This window comes from Streptomyces scabichelini, assembly GCF_011045015.1.
Taxonomy (GTDB): domain Bacteria; phylum Actinomycetota; class Actinomycetes; order Streptomycetales; family Streptomycetaceae; genus Streptomyces; species Streptomyces scabichelini.
The window spans coordinates 1-16,847 of sequence record NZ_JAAKZY010000216.1; the positions used below are offsets into that span (position 1 = coordinate 1).

Sequence of the window (16,847 nt, forward strand, 5' to 3'; positions counted from 1 at the left end):
CACCCGGACCCGATCCTGGCGCTCAACCGTATGGGCAGCTTCGACTGGGACCTGGACGCCGGCATCATGCAGATGGACGCCAGGGCCCACGAGATCTTCGACATGCCCCCCGACGAGTACGACGGCCGCCTCGAGACCCTCTCCCCGCGGGTACCCCGGACCGAGGCCCACCGCCTTGACACCCATGTCTCCCAAGCCCTCAAGGACGGCAGCGAGAACTACGGGGCGTACTTCCGCATCCGCCGCCGTGACGGCACCCTCCGCTGGACCCACACCCAGGGCTACATCCGGCGCGACGAGACGGGCCGGCCGCGCCGCGTCATCGGCATCATCCGCGACGCCACCCAGGAGCTGATCGAGAGCGAGGCCCAGCGCGAGCAGGCGGCCCTCGACGAGTTCCGCCGTCGGCAGACGAACGTCGTGCAGATAGCCACCGCGGCACTCGCGCACGCCCGCACCGTCCAGGACGTCATCGACGTCCTCACGGACACCCACGGGCTGACCCACCTCGGTGCGACGAGCCTGGTCATGGGGCTGGTGGAGGCCGGCCGCATCCGCCTCGTCGCCGAGGGGCCCACGGGCAGCTTCGTACCCGGCACCCGGATCACACGCATAGACGAGCAGTACCCGATGAGCGAGGTCGTCCGCACGCTCACCCCGCGCTTCATAGTTTCGCCGGAGGACTTCGCCGAGTCGTATCCCCTGCTGTGGCCGCACATCACCGACCTGAACATCACCGCGGCCGCCTATCTGCCACTGATCGCGCAGGCCCGCCCCATCGGCGCGCTCGGCCTGCTCTACCACGACAAGCGGGGCTTCACGGCGGAGGAGCGCAACGTCCTCGTCGCCCTGGGCAGCAGCATCGCGCAGAGTCTCCAGCGGGCCATGCTCTACGAGCAGGACAAGGACCTCGCCCAGGGCCTCCAGCAGGCCATGCTGCCGCGCTCCATCCCCAGCGTCCCCGGCGCCGACATCGCCGTCCGCTACCGCTCGGCCTCGCTGGGCCGCGACATCGGCGGCGACTGGTACGACGTCATCCCGCTGCCCGGCGGCCGCGTCGGAGCCGTCATCGGCGATGTCCAGGGCCACGACACCCACGCGGCCGCCGTCATGGGCCAGCTGCGCATCGTGCTGCGCGCCTACGCCGCCGAGGGCCACACGCCCGCGACCGTCATGGCCCGCGCCTCGGTGTTCCTCGACGAACTAGACACCGAGCGCTTCGCGACCTGCACCTACGCGGAGGCCGACCTGTCCACGGGAGTGGTCCAGATCGTGCGGGCGGGCCATATCGACCCGGTGGTGCGCAACCCGGACGGCACCTGCCACAGGCTGTCCATCGAAGGGGGCCTGCCGCTCGGTCTTTCCGCCGAGTTCGGGCGCCTGCACTACCAGGTCGACACCTTCGAGCTGGACCCGGACCAGACCCTGCTGCTGTACACCGACGGGCTCGTCGAACAGCCGGGGGCGGACCTCGACGAGGGGATGCGGACGCTCGAGGCGCTCGTGTGCACGGGCCCCGACGACGTACGCGACCTCGCCGACCGGCTCATCGACGTGGCCGACGAGCGCGGCGGCGAGGACGACGTCGCGCTGCTCTTGCTGCGACGTCTCGGCCATGTCGCGCAGCAGTCCGGCGGGCGGCTCCAGCAGCATGTCGGGCCGGGCGATCCGGAGGCGCTCGCCGGGGCCCGGCACATGATCCGCGCCGCGGTGGCGGCCCGGGGCGCCGAGGACCGCGCCGACGAGGTCGAGCTGGTCGCCGACGAGCTGATCACCAACGCCCTGATGCACACCGAGGGCTCCGCGATCATCACCCTCCGTGCCCTCACCGGCTCCGACCGCCGCCTGCGCATCGAGGTCGAGGACGCCTCCAGCGCCCTGCCGCGCCGCCGCGAGGCCGGAGAGTCCGGGGTCTCGGGGCGCGGGCTGCTTCTGGTGGACCGTCTCGCGGACGTGTGGGGCGTGGAGGCGCGCGGCGGCGGCAAGTGCGTATGGTGCGAGTTCATCGTGCCGGAACGCGACTGACAACTGCTGCGCATGGCATCGTCCGTGCCGGGTGGCACTCTGGACGTATGCCGGAACTGCCCGAGGTCGAAGCGCTCAAGGACTTCCTGACCGACCACCTCGTCGGCCACGAGATCGTGCGGGTGCTGCCCGTCGCGATCAGCGTCCTGAAGACGTACGACCCGCCGCTCACCGCCCTCGAAGGCCGCGTGGTCACGGCCGTGCACCGGCACGGCAAGTTCCTGGACCTCTCGACGGACGGCGGCCCGCACTTCGTGACGCATCTGGCCCGCGCCGGCTGGCTTCATTGGAAGGACCGCCTGCCCGACGGCCCGCCCCGGCCCGGCAAGGGCCCGCTAGCGATGCGTGTCGCCCTGGAGACCGGCGAGGGCTTCGACCTCACCGAGGCGGGCACGCAGAAGCGGCTCGCCGTGTACGTCGTACGGAATCCCGGCGAGGTTCCCGGTGTCGCCCGCCTCGGCCCGGATCCGCTGGCCGACGACTTCGACGAGGGCCGCTTCGCGAAGCTGCTCGACGGGGAGCGCCGCCAGCTCAAGGGCGCACTGCGCGACCAGAGCCTGATCGCAGGTGTCGGCAACGCCTACAGCGACGAGATCCTGCACGCCGCCCGGATGTCCCCGTTCAAACTGGCCGCGTCGCTGACCGCCGAGGAGACGCACCGCCTGTACGGGGCGCTGCGCACCACCCTCACCGAAGCCGTCGAGCGCTCGCGCGGGGTGGCCGCCGGACGGCTGAAGAAGGAGAAGAAGAGCGGGCTGCGGGTGCACGGCCGCACCGGCGAGGCGTGCCCCGTGTGCGGTGACACGATCCGCGAGGTCTCCTTCAGCGACTCGTCCCTGCAGTACTGCCCGACCTGCCAGACGGGCGGCAAGCCTCTCGCGGACCGCAGAACGTCCAAGTTCCTGAAGTAGCCCCGGGGAACAGGGGATCAGGAGGGGGCAGAGGGACCAGGGGGATCAGGGGGCCTTGAGCTTCACGAGGGTCTCGTCGCCCGTGCGCACCTCGTACTCGATGATCTCGTCGGTGTGCATGGACGCGGAGGCCTGCATGGGGGTGGGTTTCCCGCCGCCGCCCGCCTGCCAGTTCATCAAGGTCTCCTCCGAGCCGTCGCCGCCGATGGCGACGAGTTCGCAGGGCTGGGGCTTGGAGATGCCCTTGACCATGAAGTCCACGTCGCTGCCCCAGGCACGGTCCCGCGTGGTGACCTCGGCCCACACACCCGTACCCGGGTCGGTGGCGGCGACCCGCTGTCCGTCCGAGCCTCCGCCGCCCGAGAGCACCGCGATCGCGGGCCCGCCCACCGCGAACACCACCGCGGCGGCGACCGCGCACAGCCAGCGGGTACGCCCCTTCCGGCGGGCGGAGACCACATTCTCGAGCAGTCGGTCCAGGAGGGCCGGTCCTGGACGGGTCATGGGGTTGACCGTACGTGGAGTGGCCTGGGCATACGCCCGCAAGGACCGTGTCGTGGGGGCAAGTTCGCGTATCTGCATCGCGCACTGAGGGCACTCCATGAGGTGGTCCTCGAAGCGGAATGCATCCGCGGCGTCCAGCACGCCGAGCGCATAGGCGCCGACGTCGCGATGGCGTTCCAGGGACCTCATACCTCATCCTCGTGGCAATGGTGAGAGCGGGGATTAGCTGCTTGCCCACCGGTACGCACGAGACAGCGGAATCACTCAAGCCCCGCAGGAAACCAACCAGGAGATTCGGAGCGGGTGCGCCCGCGGATTGGTCCCGGACCAAAAAAAGTCGCGGATCAGAAAAGGTCGGGGAACGGAAAGGTCACGGATCAGAAGAGGTGGATCGCCAGGTGCCCCAGCGGCAGGCCGAGGCGCCAGGCAGGGGTCCACACCTTCGGGCCGTCGTCCTCGCCCGGCACCGGACCGCCGCCCGGCACCGCGTCCAGGTCCGGCGCGAGGAGCTCGGTCTCCTCCAGCCAGCGCCAGGCCGCCGTCGCCAGATCCAAGTCCGGCGTGGGGCCGCCCGATTCGACCGCCTCGGCCGCGAGCCCCGCCAGACGCTCGCCCACCCAGTCCTGCCACGGCTGGTCGTACGCCGTCAGCGAAAGCCAGGTCTCCAACTGCGAGACGACCCGGATGCCGGAGAGCTCACCGCTCGTGTCCGACAGGAAGATGGTCAGCGCCAGCGCATCGCGCCCGGCGCGGAACTCGAATGACGTCGGCGGCATCAGGTCCCCGGTGCGCAGCAGCTCATCGGCGATGTACTCGGCGTACAACCACGCCATGGGAACGATGAGTTCACCGCCGCCGGTGCCGTCCGTGCTCTCCTGGCCTCTGTGCAGCATCCCTTCCTGCCTTCCTCCGGTGCGTGCGCGTCGCCCGACCCCGGGCCCCATTCCGGAACACGGATGAGGACAGCCGATTACTCAACAGAGGGTCTCGGCAAGGCGCTTTACGGAGGTTTGACTCGACCGTTGGTTTCACCGCAGGTCGGCCGCGTATCCGGGAAGTACCCGGCGCAGGGCGCGCAGCGCGTAGTACGCGCGGGACTTCACGGTACCGGGCGGAATCCCGAGCTCCGCCGCGGCCTCCGCCACACTCGCACCGCGGAAGTACACCTGCACCAGAACTTCCCGGTGCTCCGGAGTGAGTGTCTTCACAGCCTCGCGTACATCGAGGGTCGCCGCTGACCTTTCCGCGTGATCGGCGCAAACCCGCGCGCTCTCCAGTACGGCGTCCCCGACCTCGGCGGGCCGCGCCTGGCGCGCTCGGCGCGCGTCGATGGCGAGCCGCCGCCCGACGGTCAGCAGCCAGGGCCGTACGGAGTCGAAGTCGTCGGCCCGCAGCGCCTCGGGGTGCTGCCAGGCGCGTACGAGTGTTTCCTGCACCAGATCCTCGGCGCGCTGCCGGTCTCCGTCCGAGAGCCTCAGCAACAGGGCGAAGAGCGGTGCGCCGTGCTCCCGCTGCAACTCGGCCAGCTCGTGCTCGGCGGTCGTCCTGCTCGTGATGGTCGTGGCGGCCGTCATGGCCGTATGTCAGCGCAGGGCACGCCGTGGGGACAGGCCATCGACACGGATCGTCGGCGGACGGTCGAACCTGTCGACGAACGGTGCGATGAACGGTCGACGGGGTGTGCCCGTGGGCCGGCGCCCCGGGCTCCCGACTGGCCGGAACGGCCCGTCCCGCGAGGACCGGTCGGAGAGGGCCGTTTCAGCTACCCGCCCGGTATGGCTCCTTGACTCCTGTGTCCTCTGTGTGTGGATTCGTTCCTATTAATACGTAAATACGACTACGCGGGAGCGGACTTGAAGACCACATGCAGGCGACAGACGACCCCGGCCCTGGCAGTCCTGCTCCTCGCGGCGGCAGCCGTCGGCTGCCAGGCGCAGGAGCCGCCCGCGCGGACCGGAGACCCCGCGCCGTCCGCAGAAGGCGCCCGCTTCACCCTGGTCGCCTCCGGCGACGTCCTCCCGCACAGCTCGGTCATCCGCCAGGCGAACGCCGACGCCGGCGGCCGCGGACACGACTTCCGGCCCATGCTCTCGGGCGTCAGACCAGTCGTGGCCGGCGCCGACCTGGCGATCTGCCACATGGAGACGGTGTACGGCGCGGACGGCGACTACACCGGCTACCCCAGCTTCAAGTCCCCGCCCGAGGTCGCCAAGGGTCTCGCCGCCACCGGCTACGACGCCTGCTCGACCGCCTCCAACCACACCCTCGACGACGGCACCGCGGGCATCCGGCGCACCCTCGACGCGCTCGACGTGGCGGGCGTACGGCACGCGGGGTCCGCCCGCACCAGGGCCGAGGCAAGCGCGCCCACCCTCATGCAGGCGGGCGCCGCGAAGGTCGCCCATCTCGCGTACACGTACGGCACGAACGGCATCCCGATCCCCGAGGACAGGCCCTGGTCCGTGAACCTGATCGACCGCGACAAGATCCTCGCGGACACCCGGGCGGCCCGGAAGGCGGGCGCCGACGTCGTGGTCGTCTCCCTGCACTGGGGAACCGAGTGGCAGGACGAGCCGGACCAGCAGCAGCTGCGGCTGGGCAGGCAGCTCACCGGAGCCCGTACGGACGGCCGCCGTGACATCGACCTGATCCTCGGCACCCACGCCCATGTTCCGCAGGCGTACGAGAAGGTCAACGGCACCTGGGTCATCTACGGCATGGGCGACCAGATCGCCGGCGAGATGATCAACCACAGCGGCGCCCAGGACCCGCGGGGCAACGAGAGCACGATCGGCCGCTTCACCTTCGCCCCGCCCGCCGCACGCGGCGGCCGCTGGAAGGTCGAGAAGGCCGAGTTCATTCCCCAGTGGTTCGACATCGGCTCCGGCCGCGTGGTGAACCTCGACGATGCGCCGGCCCAGAGCGCCGTACGCGACCGGATCCGTCAGGTCGTCCTCAGCCGGGGCGCGGCCCAGGACGGACTCGTCATGGGGAAGTAGGTCCCGCATCCGCCTTCGCTTCCGCCTTCGCCAGCTCCGAGCGCCGGTAGGAGTACGCGAAGTAGACGAGGAGTCCCAGCAGGAACCACGCGGCGAACCGCACCCACGTCTGCCACTGCAGATACGTGATCAGCCAGATCGAGAAGCCGACGCCCACCGCGGGCACCACCGGCATCCACGGCGTACGGAAGCTGCGCGGCAGGTCGGGCCGCCGGTAGCGCAGCACGATCACCGAGACGCACACGACGACGAACGCCAGCAGGATCCCGATGTTGGTCAGTTCGGCCGCCTCGCCGATCGGCAGGAACCCGGCGATGACGGCAGAGGCGACTCCCGCGATCCAGGTCACGCGCGTCGGCACGTGCCGCGTCGGATGCGTCTTCGCGAACCACTTCGGCAGCAGCCCGTCACGACTCATGCTGAACCACACACGGGTGACTCCCAGCATGAACGTGAACATCACGGTGAGGATGCCGATGATCGCGCCGACGGCGATGACGTTCGCGAGCCCGCCCAGCCCCACCGACTGGAAGGCCGTCGAGAAGCCGCTCTCCGGGTCGATGTCCTTGTAGTCCTGCATGCCCGTCAGGACCAGGCAGGCGGCCACGTACAGGACCATCGAGATGGCGAGGGAGTAGATGATCGCCTTCGGCATGTGGCGCTGCGCGTCCTTCGACTCCTCGGCCGCCGTCGACATGGCGTCGTACCCGAAGACCGCGAAGAAGACGGTCGCCGCTCCCGTGAACGCCCCGCCGACCCCGTACGGGAAGAACGGGTTGTAGTTCGCCGTGTCGATGTGGAAGACGCCGACGCCGATCACCAGGAGCACCACGAGGACCTTGAGGATGACGACGATCATCTCGAAGCGCGCCGCGTTCTTGATGCCCAGGTTCAGCAGATAGGCGATGAGCAGACACAGCACGGCAGCGAACAGATCGACCTTGTGTCCGTCGCCGGTGCTGGGCGCGCCCAGCATCCAGTTCGGCAGATCGGCGCCCATCTCGCCGACCAGGAAGCTGAAGTACCCGGAGATGCCGATCGCGACCACCGCCACGATCGCGGTGTACTCCAGGAGCAGGTCCCAGCCGATGAACCAGCCGGCGAGCTCGCCGAGCACCGCGTAGCCGTACGTGTAGGCCGAGCCGGCCTTCGGGATGAGGCCCGCGAACTCGGCGTACGACAGCGCGGCCGCGGCGCTCGCGACGCCCGCGACGAGGAACGAGACAAGGACCGCGGGCCCCGCCGTGCCGTTGGCGACCGTGCCGGCGAGCGTGAAGATGCCCGCGCCGATGATGCCGCCGACACCGATCGCGGTCAGCTGCCACAGGCCGAGGGAGCGGTCGAGACGCGTGCCCTCGCGGGCCTCCGTCTCCTCGATGCGTTCGATGGGTTTGCGGCGGAGAATGCCCTCGCCCATTCGGAGCCCGGCCATGCGCCTCACCTCTTCGCAGACGGCAATCGGCTGTCGGCGGGTCATGATGGCTCAGGGGCAGCGGTGACGGAAGACGCTGGGCGGGGGTTACGGCACAACGGTCACGGGCCATCGCCCGGCCTTCACAAGACGGATGGCCACCGAGCCGATGAACCGGTGCCCCGCCTGCTCCGACGCCCCCACCACGACGGCGTCCGCCTTCAGTTGGTCCGCCGCGGACACCAGCCCGCTGTACGGGTCGCCGCGGAAGGTGTGGAACTCCCAGCGCACCTCGAATATGCCCTTGAGCTTCTCGGCGGCCTCCTGGATCTCCCGGACGATCCCTTCGGCGATCTCGTCGGTCACCTCGGCGACCGGGGCGCCGAGGGCGGCGCCCCCCGCCATCACCGGCTGCACGTACACGAGGGCGAGCAGCGACCGCTGGCGCCGGGCCAGGCCGGCGGCATAGGACGCGGCACGCATCGAGGAGTCGGAGCCGTCCACGCCGGCCACGATGACCTTCGGCCCGTCCGTGCCCCGCTCGAACCCCTGCGAGTGCCGTTGCGAGTGTTGTTCTTCCACGGCGCAGAGGCTATCGGAATCCGCAGGTCCCGCCGCGGCCGGGGAAACCGGCTCGGCGCACGGGCCGGCGATCGGCAGCGCGCCGCCGTTTCCGCTCGTGGCCGAAGCCGAGCTGGTCCCATCGGGTGCTTTCGTGCGCCCGGACCGGTGTCGGTGCGCGGTTCAGGGGGTCGGCCGGGCGACTGATTAGTCATGAATAAGGATCAGATGCTCTCGCGGCGCGGGGTGTTGCTCGTCGGCGCCGCCGTCCTGGGGGCGGCGGGAGCGGCCGGTACGGCACGCCTCCTCGGCGCCGATCCGGCCCCGCCACCCGGCCGGCCCTCCGTAACTCCCGCCGCGGGCGCCCAGCAGGGCTCCCGCACCCTGAGGTCCTCCGCCTACCGGCTGCAGCCCCTGGCCGGACACGGCCCCGCACGCCTCACGCCGGGGCGCACCCTCGTACGGCAGGAACCGTTCCTGCGTATCGTGGGGCGCGGCCGCAGCATGGTGCTGACGTTCGACGACGGCCCCGACCCCCGGTACACCCCGGAGGTCCTGCGCACGCTCAGGGCCCACGACGTACGGGCGATGTTCTTCGTGTGCGGCTCGATGGTCGTCGACAACAAGGACATGCTCCGGGAGATGGCCGAAGAGGGACACGTCGTCGGCAACCACACCTGGTCCCACCCGCTGCTCACCCAGCTGACCCGGTCCGCGGTCCGCTTCGAGATGGAGCGGACCTCCGAGGTCATCGAGGAGGCGTACGGGGAACGGCCCGGCTGGTTCCGCGCACCGTACGGAGCCTGGAACCGTGCCGTCTTCGAGCTCGGTGCCGAACTGGGCATGGAACCGCTCGCCTGGACCCTCGACACACTGGACTGGACGGCGCCCGGTGCCCGCACCATCGAGCGCCGGGTCATGAGGGGCGCGGCCCCGGGTGTCGTGGTCCTCGCGCACGACGCGGGCGGCGACCGCTCGGAGAGCGTCCGGGCCTTGCGCGACTATCTGCCGCGACTGCTGGACTCGGGCTATCACATCACCGTGCCACGGCGGCAGTTCACCTAGTCCGACGGGGTTCCACGGCCAGCCGACGGAAATCCCCGGCCAGTCCGGGGGAAATCCAGGGCCAGTCCGAGGGAATTCCACGGGCTTTCGCCCGCCCGGTCGGGGAACGCTCAGCGAACCTCGGCCAGGCGGGCGAACACGACGACGTTACCGTCGTAGCCGTTCTGCTGGGAGAAACCGCCTCCGCAGGTGATGACACGCAATTCGGGAGTGCCGGTGTGGCCGTAGACACGATCGCCGGGGAAGTTGTTCTTGTCGAACACCTCGATGCCGTAGATCGTGAACACAGCGAGTTTCCCGTCCTTGCGCTTGACCTCCACACGATGTCCCTTTTTCAGGGCTCCGAGTCCGTAAAAGACAGCGGGGCCCTGCTTGTTGTCCACATGGCCGACCATGACGGCCGTACCCTTTTCGCCGGGCGAGACCGCGCCGGTGAACCAGCCCGCGAGATTCGGGTCCTCCGGCGGGGGCGCGTCCACCCAGCCCTCCATGTCGAGGCCCACCGGCATGACGGGGGCGTCGACCCGGATCGCGGGGATGCTGATGCGGTCGACCACGGAGAACGGCAGGGGAGCCGGTGCGCTCGGGCGGGTCTTTCCGGGGGTGCGGCTGTCCGCGGCGGCGGCCGTCGCGGGCTGCGGAGGGCCCACGTCGAATTCTCCCGAACCATTTCGAATGAGCGCGAGGCCGGTCAGCAGAACAAGCGCTATCACGCCCCAGGGAGCGCGCTTCCTCTGCCGCTCCTCCTCTTCGGCCAGCTCGGACGCAGACATTCGCAAACCCCTCTCGACGCGGCCGTCGCCGCGTCCGTCGCGCATAAGAGAACGCTAAGTGCAGCACGCCCGGCGGGCGACGGGAGAGGTACGAACGGGTGGCGGTCCCCAAGTCCGTGCGCCATCCGAGTCGCCGCCGCCAGGAAATTTCTGACGGTCCGTGACCTGCGGCAATATCCGATTGCGTTCCTTTCTGTCGGCGTGTCCTCTCACCAGGACGGACCATTCTCGAAATGCGGCTCTCTACACGGCATCTGAGGGTCTGTCTGGGAGGCGTTCTCTCGCCGATCGACCCGGGGACGGTTCCCGGGGCGCCTTCCGCGGAGGAATCACATGCGTACCACTCGTGCCCTGGCGGTCTCTGCGACAGCGTTCGCCACCCTCGGGCTCGCCGCCCCCACGGCCGCGGCCTGGGACCACCCGAGCAACATCGTCGCCATGCCCAGCGTCATCGCCCGGGGCGGGCAGCTGACGGTCACGGTCGACGGCTGCCCGAAGGGCGGCACCATGACGTCGCCCGCGTTCCCACAGACGCCTCTCACGCCGATCAACAGCCACAACGAGACGTCCAAGGGGGTCGCGACCATCAACCAGAACGCCCATCCCGGTTCCTACGACATCACGGTCAACTGCACGGGCACGGGCACCCTCACCAAGCCCCAGGCCTTCACCGTCATCGGCGGTGTCCGCGGTGGTGTCGGCGGCAGCAGCTCCAGCGGTGCCACGCCGACCGACGTGGCCATCGGCGGCGGGCTTGTGGGCCTCGCGCTCATCGGCGGCGCGGTGTTCTGGATGCGCCGCCGCTCCGAGAACAAGGCCTGAGGACTTCCAGCCCTTCGCCCTGGACCGCCACGGGTTCCGGGGCGAAGGGCTGTGGCGATCGCGTGGTGAGCGGTCGGTCGTGGTCATGGTCTGCGGTCAGCCGTAGTCATGGTGAGCGGTCAGCCGTGATCGTCGGCCGTGCGGCGGCGTGACCAGTAGTACGCCGTGCCGACCGAGCCCGCGACGAGCGCGAAGCCGAGGCCGATGTCGCCCGGGTCGAAGCCGCCGAGGGTGCCGCCGCCACCGGCTTTGACACCCTTGTGCGCGGCGACATGGTTGTGGGCGGGGACACGCGACTCCTTCGGCCGGCCGCCCGCGATGGTGAGGTCCTTGTGCCCGAACTCCTTCCCGCACTGGAAGGTCACCCGGTACACGGCGCCCGGTTTGGCGTCCCCGTCGACGGTGGTCGTGGCCGAGCGCTGGCCCCTCGGGAACACCACCGGGTCGAAGACGCCCGAGAAGACCTTGATGTCGTGCTTGCAGCCCTCGACGGACAGCGTGACGCGGCCGCCCGCGGCGATGGTCGCGGGCGAGACGTCGAAACCGAACGAAGTGATGTCGCGGTCGCGGTCGCCGTCCCCGGCGACGGCCGCCGGTGCGGCCAGAGCCAGGGCGCCGACGCCCAGCAGTGCGGCCGAAGCGACGCGTATCGCGCGCATGGTGAGACCTCCGGTCCCCGAGGAGCAGTCGCGGACCTTTTCCGCTTGCGCCGTATATGCACCTCGATGGTCGAAACGCTAGGAAGGTGTGGGCGTGGGCGCGATCGCAGTAGCGCGAATGGGGCAACCGTGTGGGCCGAACCGGTTAACGGATGCGTGCGGCCGGGGGACGGGCGCGGCGTGGCGTCCGCTGCCCCCCGGCGAGTCGTCGGCCATGGCTCTCCGGGCGAGACCGCCCTCGCAGGGGCGAGAACAAGCCATTCCAGGCCCGTCTGGCCACATGCGGCACATAACTCACAGACGTCGCTCAAAGAATCTTGGTAGCCGGTTGAACATTCTCGGCACTCCCACCCGTACCTAGGGCCATGCGCGGCGCAGTTGTGCGCCGCAACACCTAAGCGATTAGCGGGGAGTTACCCATGAAGCCTTCCTGGCGGAGCGCCTCACTCGTAGCGGCAGCTGCGGCCCTGGCGCTGACGACGGCGTGCGGTCAGGACAACGCGGGCCAGTCCACGGGCAGCCAGAATGTGGGGGCGGCACCTGCGGCCAATGGCGTGGGATCGGGCAACGACTACGGCGTCGGTACGAGCACGCCCACCCCGGGTGCCCAGGGGCAGGGCGCCGCGGCCGGGGCGCAGACCGCCGGAAAGCTTGCCGTGTCGGATAACAAGGCGCTCGGCGAAGTGGTCACGGACAGCAAGGGCATGACGCTGTACCGCTTCGACAAGGACACCGCCAAGCCGCCGAAGTCGAACTGTGACGGCGCCTGCGCCACCACCTGGCCCCCGGTCCTGGCCGAGGGTGCCACCGCACCGGCGGGCGTGGACAAGGCACTGATGGGCGAGGTCACGCGTTCCGACGGTACGAAGCAGCTGACCATCGACGGCTGGCCGATGTACCGGTACGCGAAGGACACCAAGGCCGGTGAGACCAAGGGACAGGGCGTCGGAGGCACTTGGTACGTGTCCGCCCCCGACGGCAAGAAGGCGTCCGCGGACGCCGGCGACGCCGGGGCCGGTGCCGACGCCGGTGCCGGGGCGGAGGCCGCCGACCTGCCCGGCCTGTCGACTCGCAACGACCCCGAACTGGGTGAGGTCGTCGTCGACAAGAACGGCATGACGGTCTACCGCTTCGAGAAGGACGTCCCGTGGCCGATGAAGTCGAACTGCGTCGGTGAGTGCCTGGAGAAGTGGCCGGTCGTCGAGCCGGTCGACGCCGCCGACACCAAGGGCATCGACACCGAGGTCGACGGCCGACGCGGCTACGTCATCAACAAGCGTGCGGACGGACTCAAGCAGCAGAGCATCGACTGCTGGCCGATGTACACCTTCGCGGGTGACAAGAAGCCCGGCGACACCAACGGCCAAGGCGTCGGCGGCACTTGGTACGCCATGGCCCCTGACGGCAGCGCGATCAAGAAGTAGACATCACCGCACATCGAACACCGCCACACCGCTCACGACAGATCAGGCAGCACGGAAGGGAGGACCCGCAGAGAGGCAGTAAGCGACAGCTCCGGAAGGAAGGAGCAGGAGCAGAGCCGCACGAATCCCCGGTCCACCCCCTCCGCACCGCACGGAGGGGGTTGGCCGTTTTTTGCGTCTCGACGGGCTCATGGCGGCGTCTCCGGGTCTCATCGCGACTCTTCATGACTCTTCGGAACTCCTGGGAACTCTTGGCACTCTTTGGCTGCTTCGGAGCGATTTCGTATGACGCCAATTCCGCATGTGCCCCAGGCAGTGACCGGGAACGGATGGTCAATTTCCGTTTCCGCTCGCTCCATTGGCGGACGATCAGTAGCCTCAGCTCGAACACCGGATCGCCTACGCCTTGGAGAGATAGATGGAGCGTCCCGCCTGGGCCCCACGTGGCATCGACATCTCGGTGCCGAGCGTGAGCCGCATCTACGACTACTACCTGGGCGGATCGCACAACTTCGACGTCGACCGGGAAGCAGCCCGCAAGGCGATGGAGTACATGCCGGGACTTCCGAAGATCATGCAGGCGAACCGGGCCTTTCTGCGCCGAGCCGTCCGTTTCGCGGTGGACGAGGGCATCACCCAGTTCCTGGACATCGGCTCCGGCATCCCCACCTTCGGCAATGTCCACGAGGTGGCCCAGAGCGCCAGCCCCGGAGCACATGTCCTGTACGTCGACCACGATCCGGTCGCCGTCGCGCACAGCAACGCCGTCCTGGAGGGCAACGAGGACGCGGACGTCGTCGCCGCCGATCTTCGCAAGCCCCAGGAGATCCTGGCGAGTTCCCAGTTTCAGGGCCTGATCGACCAGAATCGGCCAGTCGCGCTCCTTCTCGTTGCCATACTTCACTTCGTGGAGGACGAGGACGACCCGTACGGGGCGGTGGCGCAACTGCGCGACGCGCTCGCGCCCGGCAGCCTGCTCGTCGTCACGCACGCCTCGTACGAGGGCATCCCGCTTCCCCCAGAGCGGGCCGAAGGTGCGGTCGACGTCTACAAGAACATCCGCAACCCGCTGATCATGCGCTCGCGCGACGACATCGCGCGGTTCTTCGAGGGGTACGACATGGTGGAACCCGGACTGGTGCCGATGCCGGAATGGCGGCCCGACACGGCACCCGAGGACGAGGATCCGTTTGCCTATTCCGGGTTCGCAGGCGTGGGGCGCACGGCGTGACCGCGGAGCCGGACGGGCCGGAGGACAGACTGCGCAGGTTCGCGACGATCTGGAGCCGGGCGATCTACCCGGTCACCGCGACGTCGCTGACCCGCCCGGAGTTCGAGCAGCAACTGACGCCGCTCGCCCGGCGGTTGAGCGAGGCGCTGCGAGCCAGGACGTTCGACGCGGCCGAGGGCCAGGCAGTCGGCGCCGCGCTGATCGACGCCCACTGCACCGAACCCGAGGCGCTCAGCCGCACCCTTGACTGCGTCGACGCCTACTTGGTGCTCTACTGCGGCGAGGACGGACCCCAGGAGGACCTGCGCAGCCGTTCGGCGCGGTTGCAGCACGCCATGGCCGCCGGCTTCGCGCAGGCGCTGCGCGAGCGGACGCTGGCCGAACAGGAAGCCATCGCGCGAGCGGCCCTCCAGGCTCAGGGAGTGGTCGCTCAGGCGCTGCACGCGAGCGAGGCGCGGTTCCGCGCCGTGTTCGAGGGCGCGGCCATCGGCATCGGCATCGCGGACCTCGACGGCAACATCCTCCAGGTGAACAACGCCCTGCTGCGCATGTTCGGCGGCACCGAGCAGGCAGTGCGCGGCCGCAACGTCACGCAGTGGACCCACCCCGACGACGCTCCGCAGGTCTGGCGGCTGTACGAGGAGCTGGTGCGCGGCGAACGCGAGCACTACCACGTGGAGAAGGCCTTCTACCGCCCTGACGGAACGGTTCTGTGGACCAACCTGACGGTCTCCCTGCTGCGCGACCCGGACGGCAACCCCCAGTACCAGCTCGCGCTCATGGAGGACACCACCGAACGCCGGCTGCTCAATCTGCGGCTGCGGTACGAGGCGACCCACGACGCACTCACCGGACTGCCCAACCGCACCCTGTTCTTCGAGCGCCTCGACAAGGCGCTCTCCGCGGGCGAGGGCATGCGGTTCGGGCTCTGCTACCTCGACCTCGACGGCTTCAAGACCATCAACGACAGCCTCGGCCACGCCGCCGGCGACCGGCTGCTCGTCGAGGTCGCCGACCGGCTGCAGTCCTGCGCGACCGCGCCCGGCGAGATGGTCGCCCGGCTCGGCGGCGACGAGTTCGTGGCGCTGACCACCGGGCCGGACACCGAGACCGAGGTCGACGCGCTCGCCGACCGCATCATGAACGCCCTTGTCACCCCGGTCCGTATCGAAGGCCGGGAGCTCACGGTCCGCGGCAGCATCGGCATCGTCGAGGGCCCGGCCGGCGAACGCGGCCCGGCGGAGGTGCTGCGCAGCGCCGACATCACGATGTACCGCGCCAAGTCGGCGGGCGGCAACCGCTACGAGCTCGCCGACCCCGAGGCCGACGCCCGCGCCATCACCCGGCACGGACTCACCACGGCACTGCCCGCGGCCCTGGACCGCGGCGAGTTCTTCATCGAGTACCAGCCGCTCGTCCATCTCGGCGACGACAGCGTACGCGGCGCCGAGGCCCTGGTCCGCTGGCTGCACCCGCAGCACGGCGTGCTCGGCCCCGACCGGTTCATCCCGCTCGCCGAGCACACCGGCCTCATCGTCCCGCTCGGCCGCTGGGTGCTGGAACAGTCGGTCCGCCAGGCCTGCGCCTGGCAGGAACGACACGGCGGACCGGAAGTCGCCCGTCCGTTCCGCATCAACGTGAACCTCTCGCCCTGCCAGCTGACCCACCCCGGCCTGGTCTCCGACACGGTCGACATCCTGGAGCGCGCCGGCCTCGAACCGGCCTCCCTCTGCCTGGAGGTCACCGAGTCCGCGCTGATCGGCGCCGACGACGACCTCCTCAAGCCCTTGCGCCGCCTGGCCGAGATGGGCGTCGACATCGCCCTCGACGACTTCGGAACGGGCTACTCGAACCTCGCCAACCTGCGCCGTCTCCCGGTGAGCATCCTCAAGCTCGACCGCTCCTTCACCCAGAGCATGCAGCAGTTCCCCGCGGACCCGGTCGACCTGAAGATCGTCGAGGGCATCGTCTCCCTGGCCCACGGCCTCGACCTCACGGTCACGGTAGAGGGCGTGGAAACGGCCGCCCAGGCCGAACAACTGCGCCTCCTGGGCTGCGACACAGCCCAGGGCTGGTACTACGCCCGCCCGGGCCCCCCGGACAGGCTGCACGATCTGGCGTTGGTGGACGCGACGGGCTGAGCGCTACAAGGGCCGCGCCCCTAAGGGCCGCCCCCCTTGGGGGCGGCCCTTAGGGGCGCGGGGCACTGCGCGACCAGCCACAACGGACCCGCAGCCCTGGACGGCGCTTCAACCCAACGGCGCTCCCAGGCCCGGGGCCCAACGCAGGGTCACCGTTCCAGCAGCATCCGCTGCAACTCCCGAGCCGCCCGAGGCGGATCCACATCGCTCCGATGAGCCAACGCGATCGTCCGACTCAGCCCAGGCCGAGCCAGCGGAGTGACCCGCAACCCCCGCCCGGCCCGCGTCGCGACCATCCGCGGCACGACAGCCACCCCGAGC

Annotated in this window: 15 protein-coding genes and 1 pseudogene; 8 read left to right on the forward strand and 8 right to left on the reverse strand. The window is 69.8% G+C overall.

Annotated features, from left to right (window positions below):
* Together G5C60_RS41230 and G5C60_RS41235 are read left to right on the forward strand one after the other, a co-directional pair.
* Positions 1-2,025, forward strand: a 2,025-nt coding sequence (locus G5C60_RS41230; protein WP_165267667.1) for a SpoIIE family protein phosphatase, incomplete at its 5' end; no start/stop codon positions are given.
* A gap of 47 nt (positions 2,026-2,072) precedes the next feature.
* Entirely contained in the window at positions 2,073-2,936 is an 864-nt protein-coding gene (locus G5C60_RS41235; RefSeq protein WP_165267669.1) for an Fpg/Nei family DNA glycosylase, read from the forward strand.
* Positions 2,937-2,981: 45 nt separating this feature from the next.
* On the opposite strand, the gene G5C60_RS41240 is transcribed toward G5C60_RS41235, so the two are convergent.
* The 3 genes from G5C60_RS41240 to G5C60_RS41250 form a co-directional block, all read right to left on the reverse strand.
* A complete protein-coding gene (locus tag G5C60_RS41240; RefSeq protein ID WP_165267671.1) occupies positions 2,982-3,629 on the reverse strand; it encodes an anti-sigma factor family protein in 648 nt (215 codons plus the stop codon).
* Positions 3,630-3,817: 188 nt separating this feature from the next.
* Positions 3,818-4,333, reverse strand: a complete 516-nt coding sequence (locus G5C60_RS41245) for a hypothetical protein (protein ID WP_165267673.1) — start codon at positions 4,331-4,333, stop codon at positions 3,818-3,820.
* A gap of 135 nt (positions 4,334-4,468) precedes the next feature.
* Positions 4,469-5,014, reverse strand: a complete 546-nt coding sequence (locus G5C60_RS41250) for a sigma-70 family RNA polymerase sigma factor (RefSeq protein ID WP_033319094.1) — start codon at positions 5,012-5,014, stop codon at positions 4,469-4,471.
* Between the two features lie 279 nt (positions 5,015-5,293).
* Here G5C60_RS41250 and G5C60_RS41255 point away from each other — a divergent pair, with 279 nt between their 5' ends.
* Positions 5,294-6,439 carry a CapA family protein gene (locus G5C60_RS41255; RefSeq protein WP_165267675.1) on the forward strand — a complete coding sequence of 382 codons (1,146 nt, stop codon included), beginning with the start codon at positions 5,294-5,296 and terminating at the stop codon, positions 6,437-6,439.
* Here G5C60_RS41255 and G5C60_RS41260 read toward each other — a convergent pair.
* Positions 6,426-7,871 carry an amino acid permease gene (locus G5C60_RS41260; protein ID WP_165267677.1) on the reverse strand — a complete coding sequence of 482 codons (1,446 nt, stop codon included), beginning with the start codon at positions 7,869-7,871 and terminating at the stop codon, positions 6,426-6,428. The two genes, G5C60_RS41255 and G5C60_RS41260, sit on opposite strands and share 14 nt — an antisense overlap.
* An 87-nt stretch (positions 7,872-7,958) precedes the next feature.
* Positions 7,959-8,432 carry a universal stress protein gene (locus tag G5C60_RS41265; RefSeq protein WP_165267679.1) on the reverse strand — a complete coding sequence of 158 codons (474 nt, stop codon included), beginning with the start codon at positions 8,430-8,432 and terminating at the stop codon, positions 7,959-7,961.
* Between the two features lie 192 nt (positions 8,433-8,624).
* Between G5C60_RS41265 and G5C60_RS41270 the strand changes: the two genes are divergently transcribed.
* Complete coding sequence (locus G5C60_RS41270; protein WP_165267681.1) at positions 8,625-9,476, forward strand: polysaccharide deacetylase family protein; 852 nt, start codon at positions 8,625-8,627, stop codon at positions 9,474-9,476.
* 110 nt (positions 9,477-9,586) lie between these two features.
* Here G5C60_RS41270 and G5C60_RS41275 read toward each other — a convergent pair whose 3' ends face one another.
* The gene (locus tag G5C60_RS41275; protein WP_165267683.1) at positions 9,587-10,249 is read right to left on the reverse strand and encodes a class F sortase; all 663 of its coding nucleotides are present in this window, start codon (positions 10,247-10,249) and stop codon (positions 9,587-9,589) included.
* 333 nt (positions 10,250-10,582) lie between these two features.
* On the opposite strand from G5C60_RS41275, the gene G5C60_RS41280 reads away from it, so the two are divergent.
* Positions 10,583-11,071 carry a hypothetical protein gene (locus tag G5C60_RS41280; protein WP_165267685.1) on the forward strand — a complete coding sequence of 163 codons (489 nt, stop codon included), beginning with the start codon at positions 10,583-10,585 and terminating at the stop codon, positions 11,069-11,071.
* A 119-nt stretch (positions 11,072-11,190) separates the two neighbouring features.
* Here the strand turns inward: G5C60_RS41280 and G5C60_RS41285 are convergent, their stop codons facing one another.
* A complete protein-coding gene (locus G5C60_RS41285; RefSeq protein ID WP_165267687.1) occupies positions 11,191-11,730 on the reverse strand; it encodes a hypothetical protein in 540 nt (179 codons plus the stop codon).
* 419 nt (positions 11,731-12,149) lie between these two features.
* On the opposite strand from G5C60_RS41285, the gene G5C60_RS41290 reads away from it, so the two are divergent.
* The 3 genes from G5C60_RS41290 to G5C60_RS41300 all read left to right on the forward strand — a co-directional run bounded on the left by G5C60_RS41290 (position 12,150) and on the right by G5C60_RS41300 (position 16,526).
* Positions 12,150-13,154: an SCO0930 family lipoprotein gene (locus tag G5C60_RS41290; RefSeq protein ID WP_165267689.1), complete on the forward strand. Its 1,005-nt coding sequence runs from the start codon at positions 12,150-12,152 to the stop codon at positions 13,152-13,154.
* 418 nt (positions 13,155-13,572) lie between these two features.
* Positions 13,573-14,385, forward strand: a complete 813-nt coding sequence (locus tag G5C60_RS41295) for an SAM-dependent methyltransferase (protein ID WP_165267691.1) — start codon at positions 13,573-13,575, stop codon at positions 14,383-14,385.
* Entirely contained in the window at positions 14,382-16,526 is a 2,145-nt protein-coding gene (locus tag G5C60_RS41300) for an EAL domain-containing protein (protein ID WP_165267693.1), read from the forward strand. The genes G5C60_RS41295 and G5C60_RS41300 overlap by 4 nt, the downstream gene beginning before the upstream one ends.
* 149 nt (positions 16,527-16,675) lie before the next feature.
* Here G5C60_RS41300 and G5C60_RS41305 read toward each other — a convergent pair.
* Positions 16,676-16,847, reverse strand: a pseudogene (locus G5C60_RS41305) (LysR family transcriptional regulator); the annotation flags it as partial.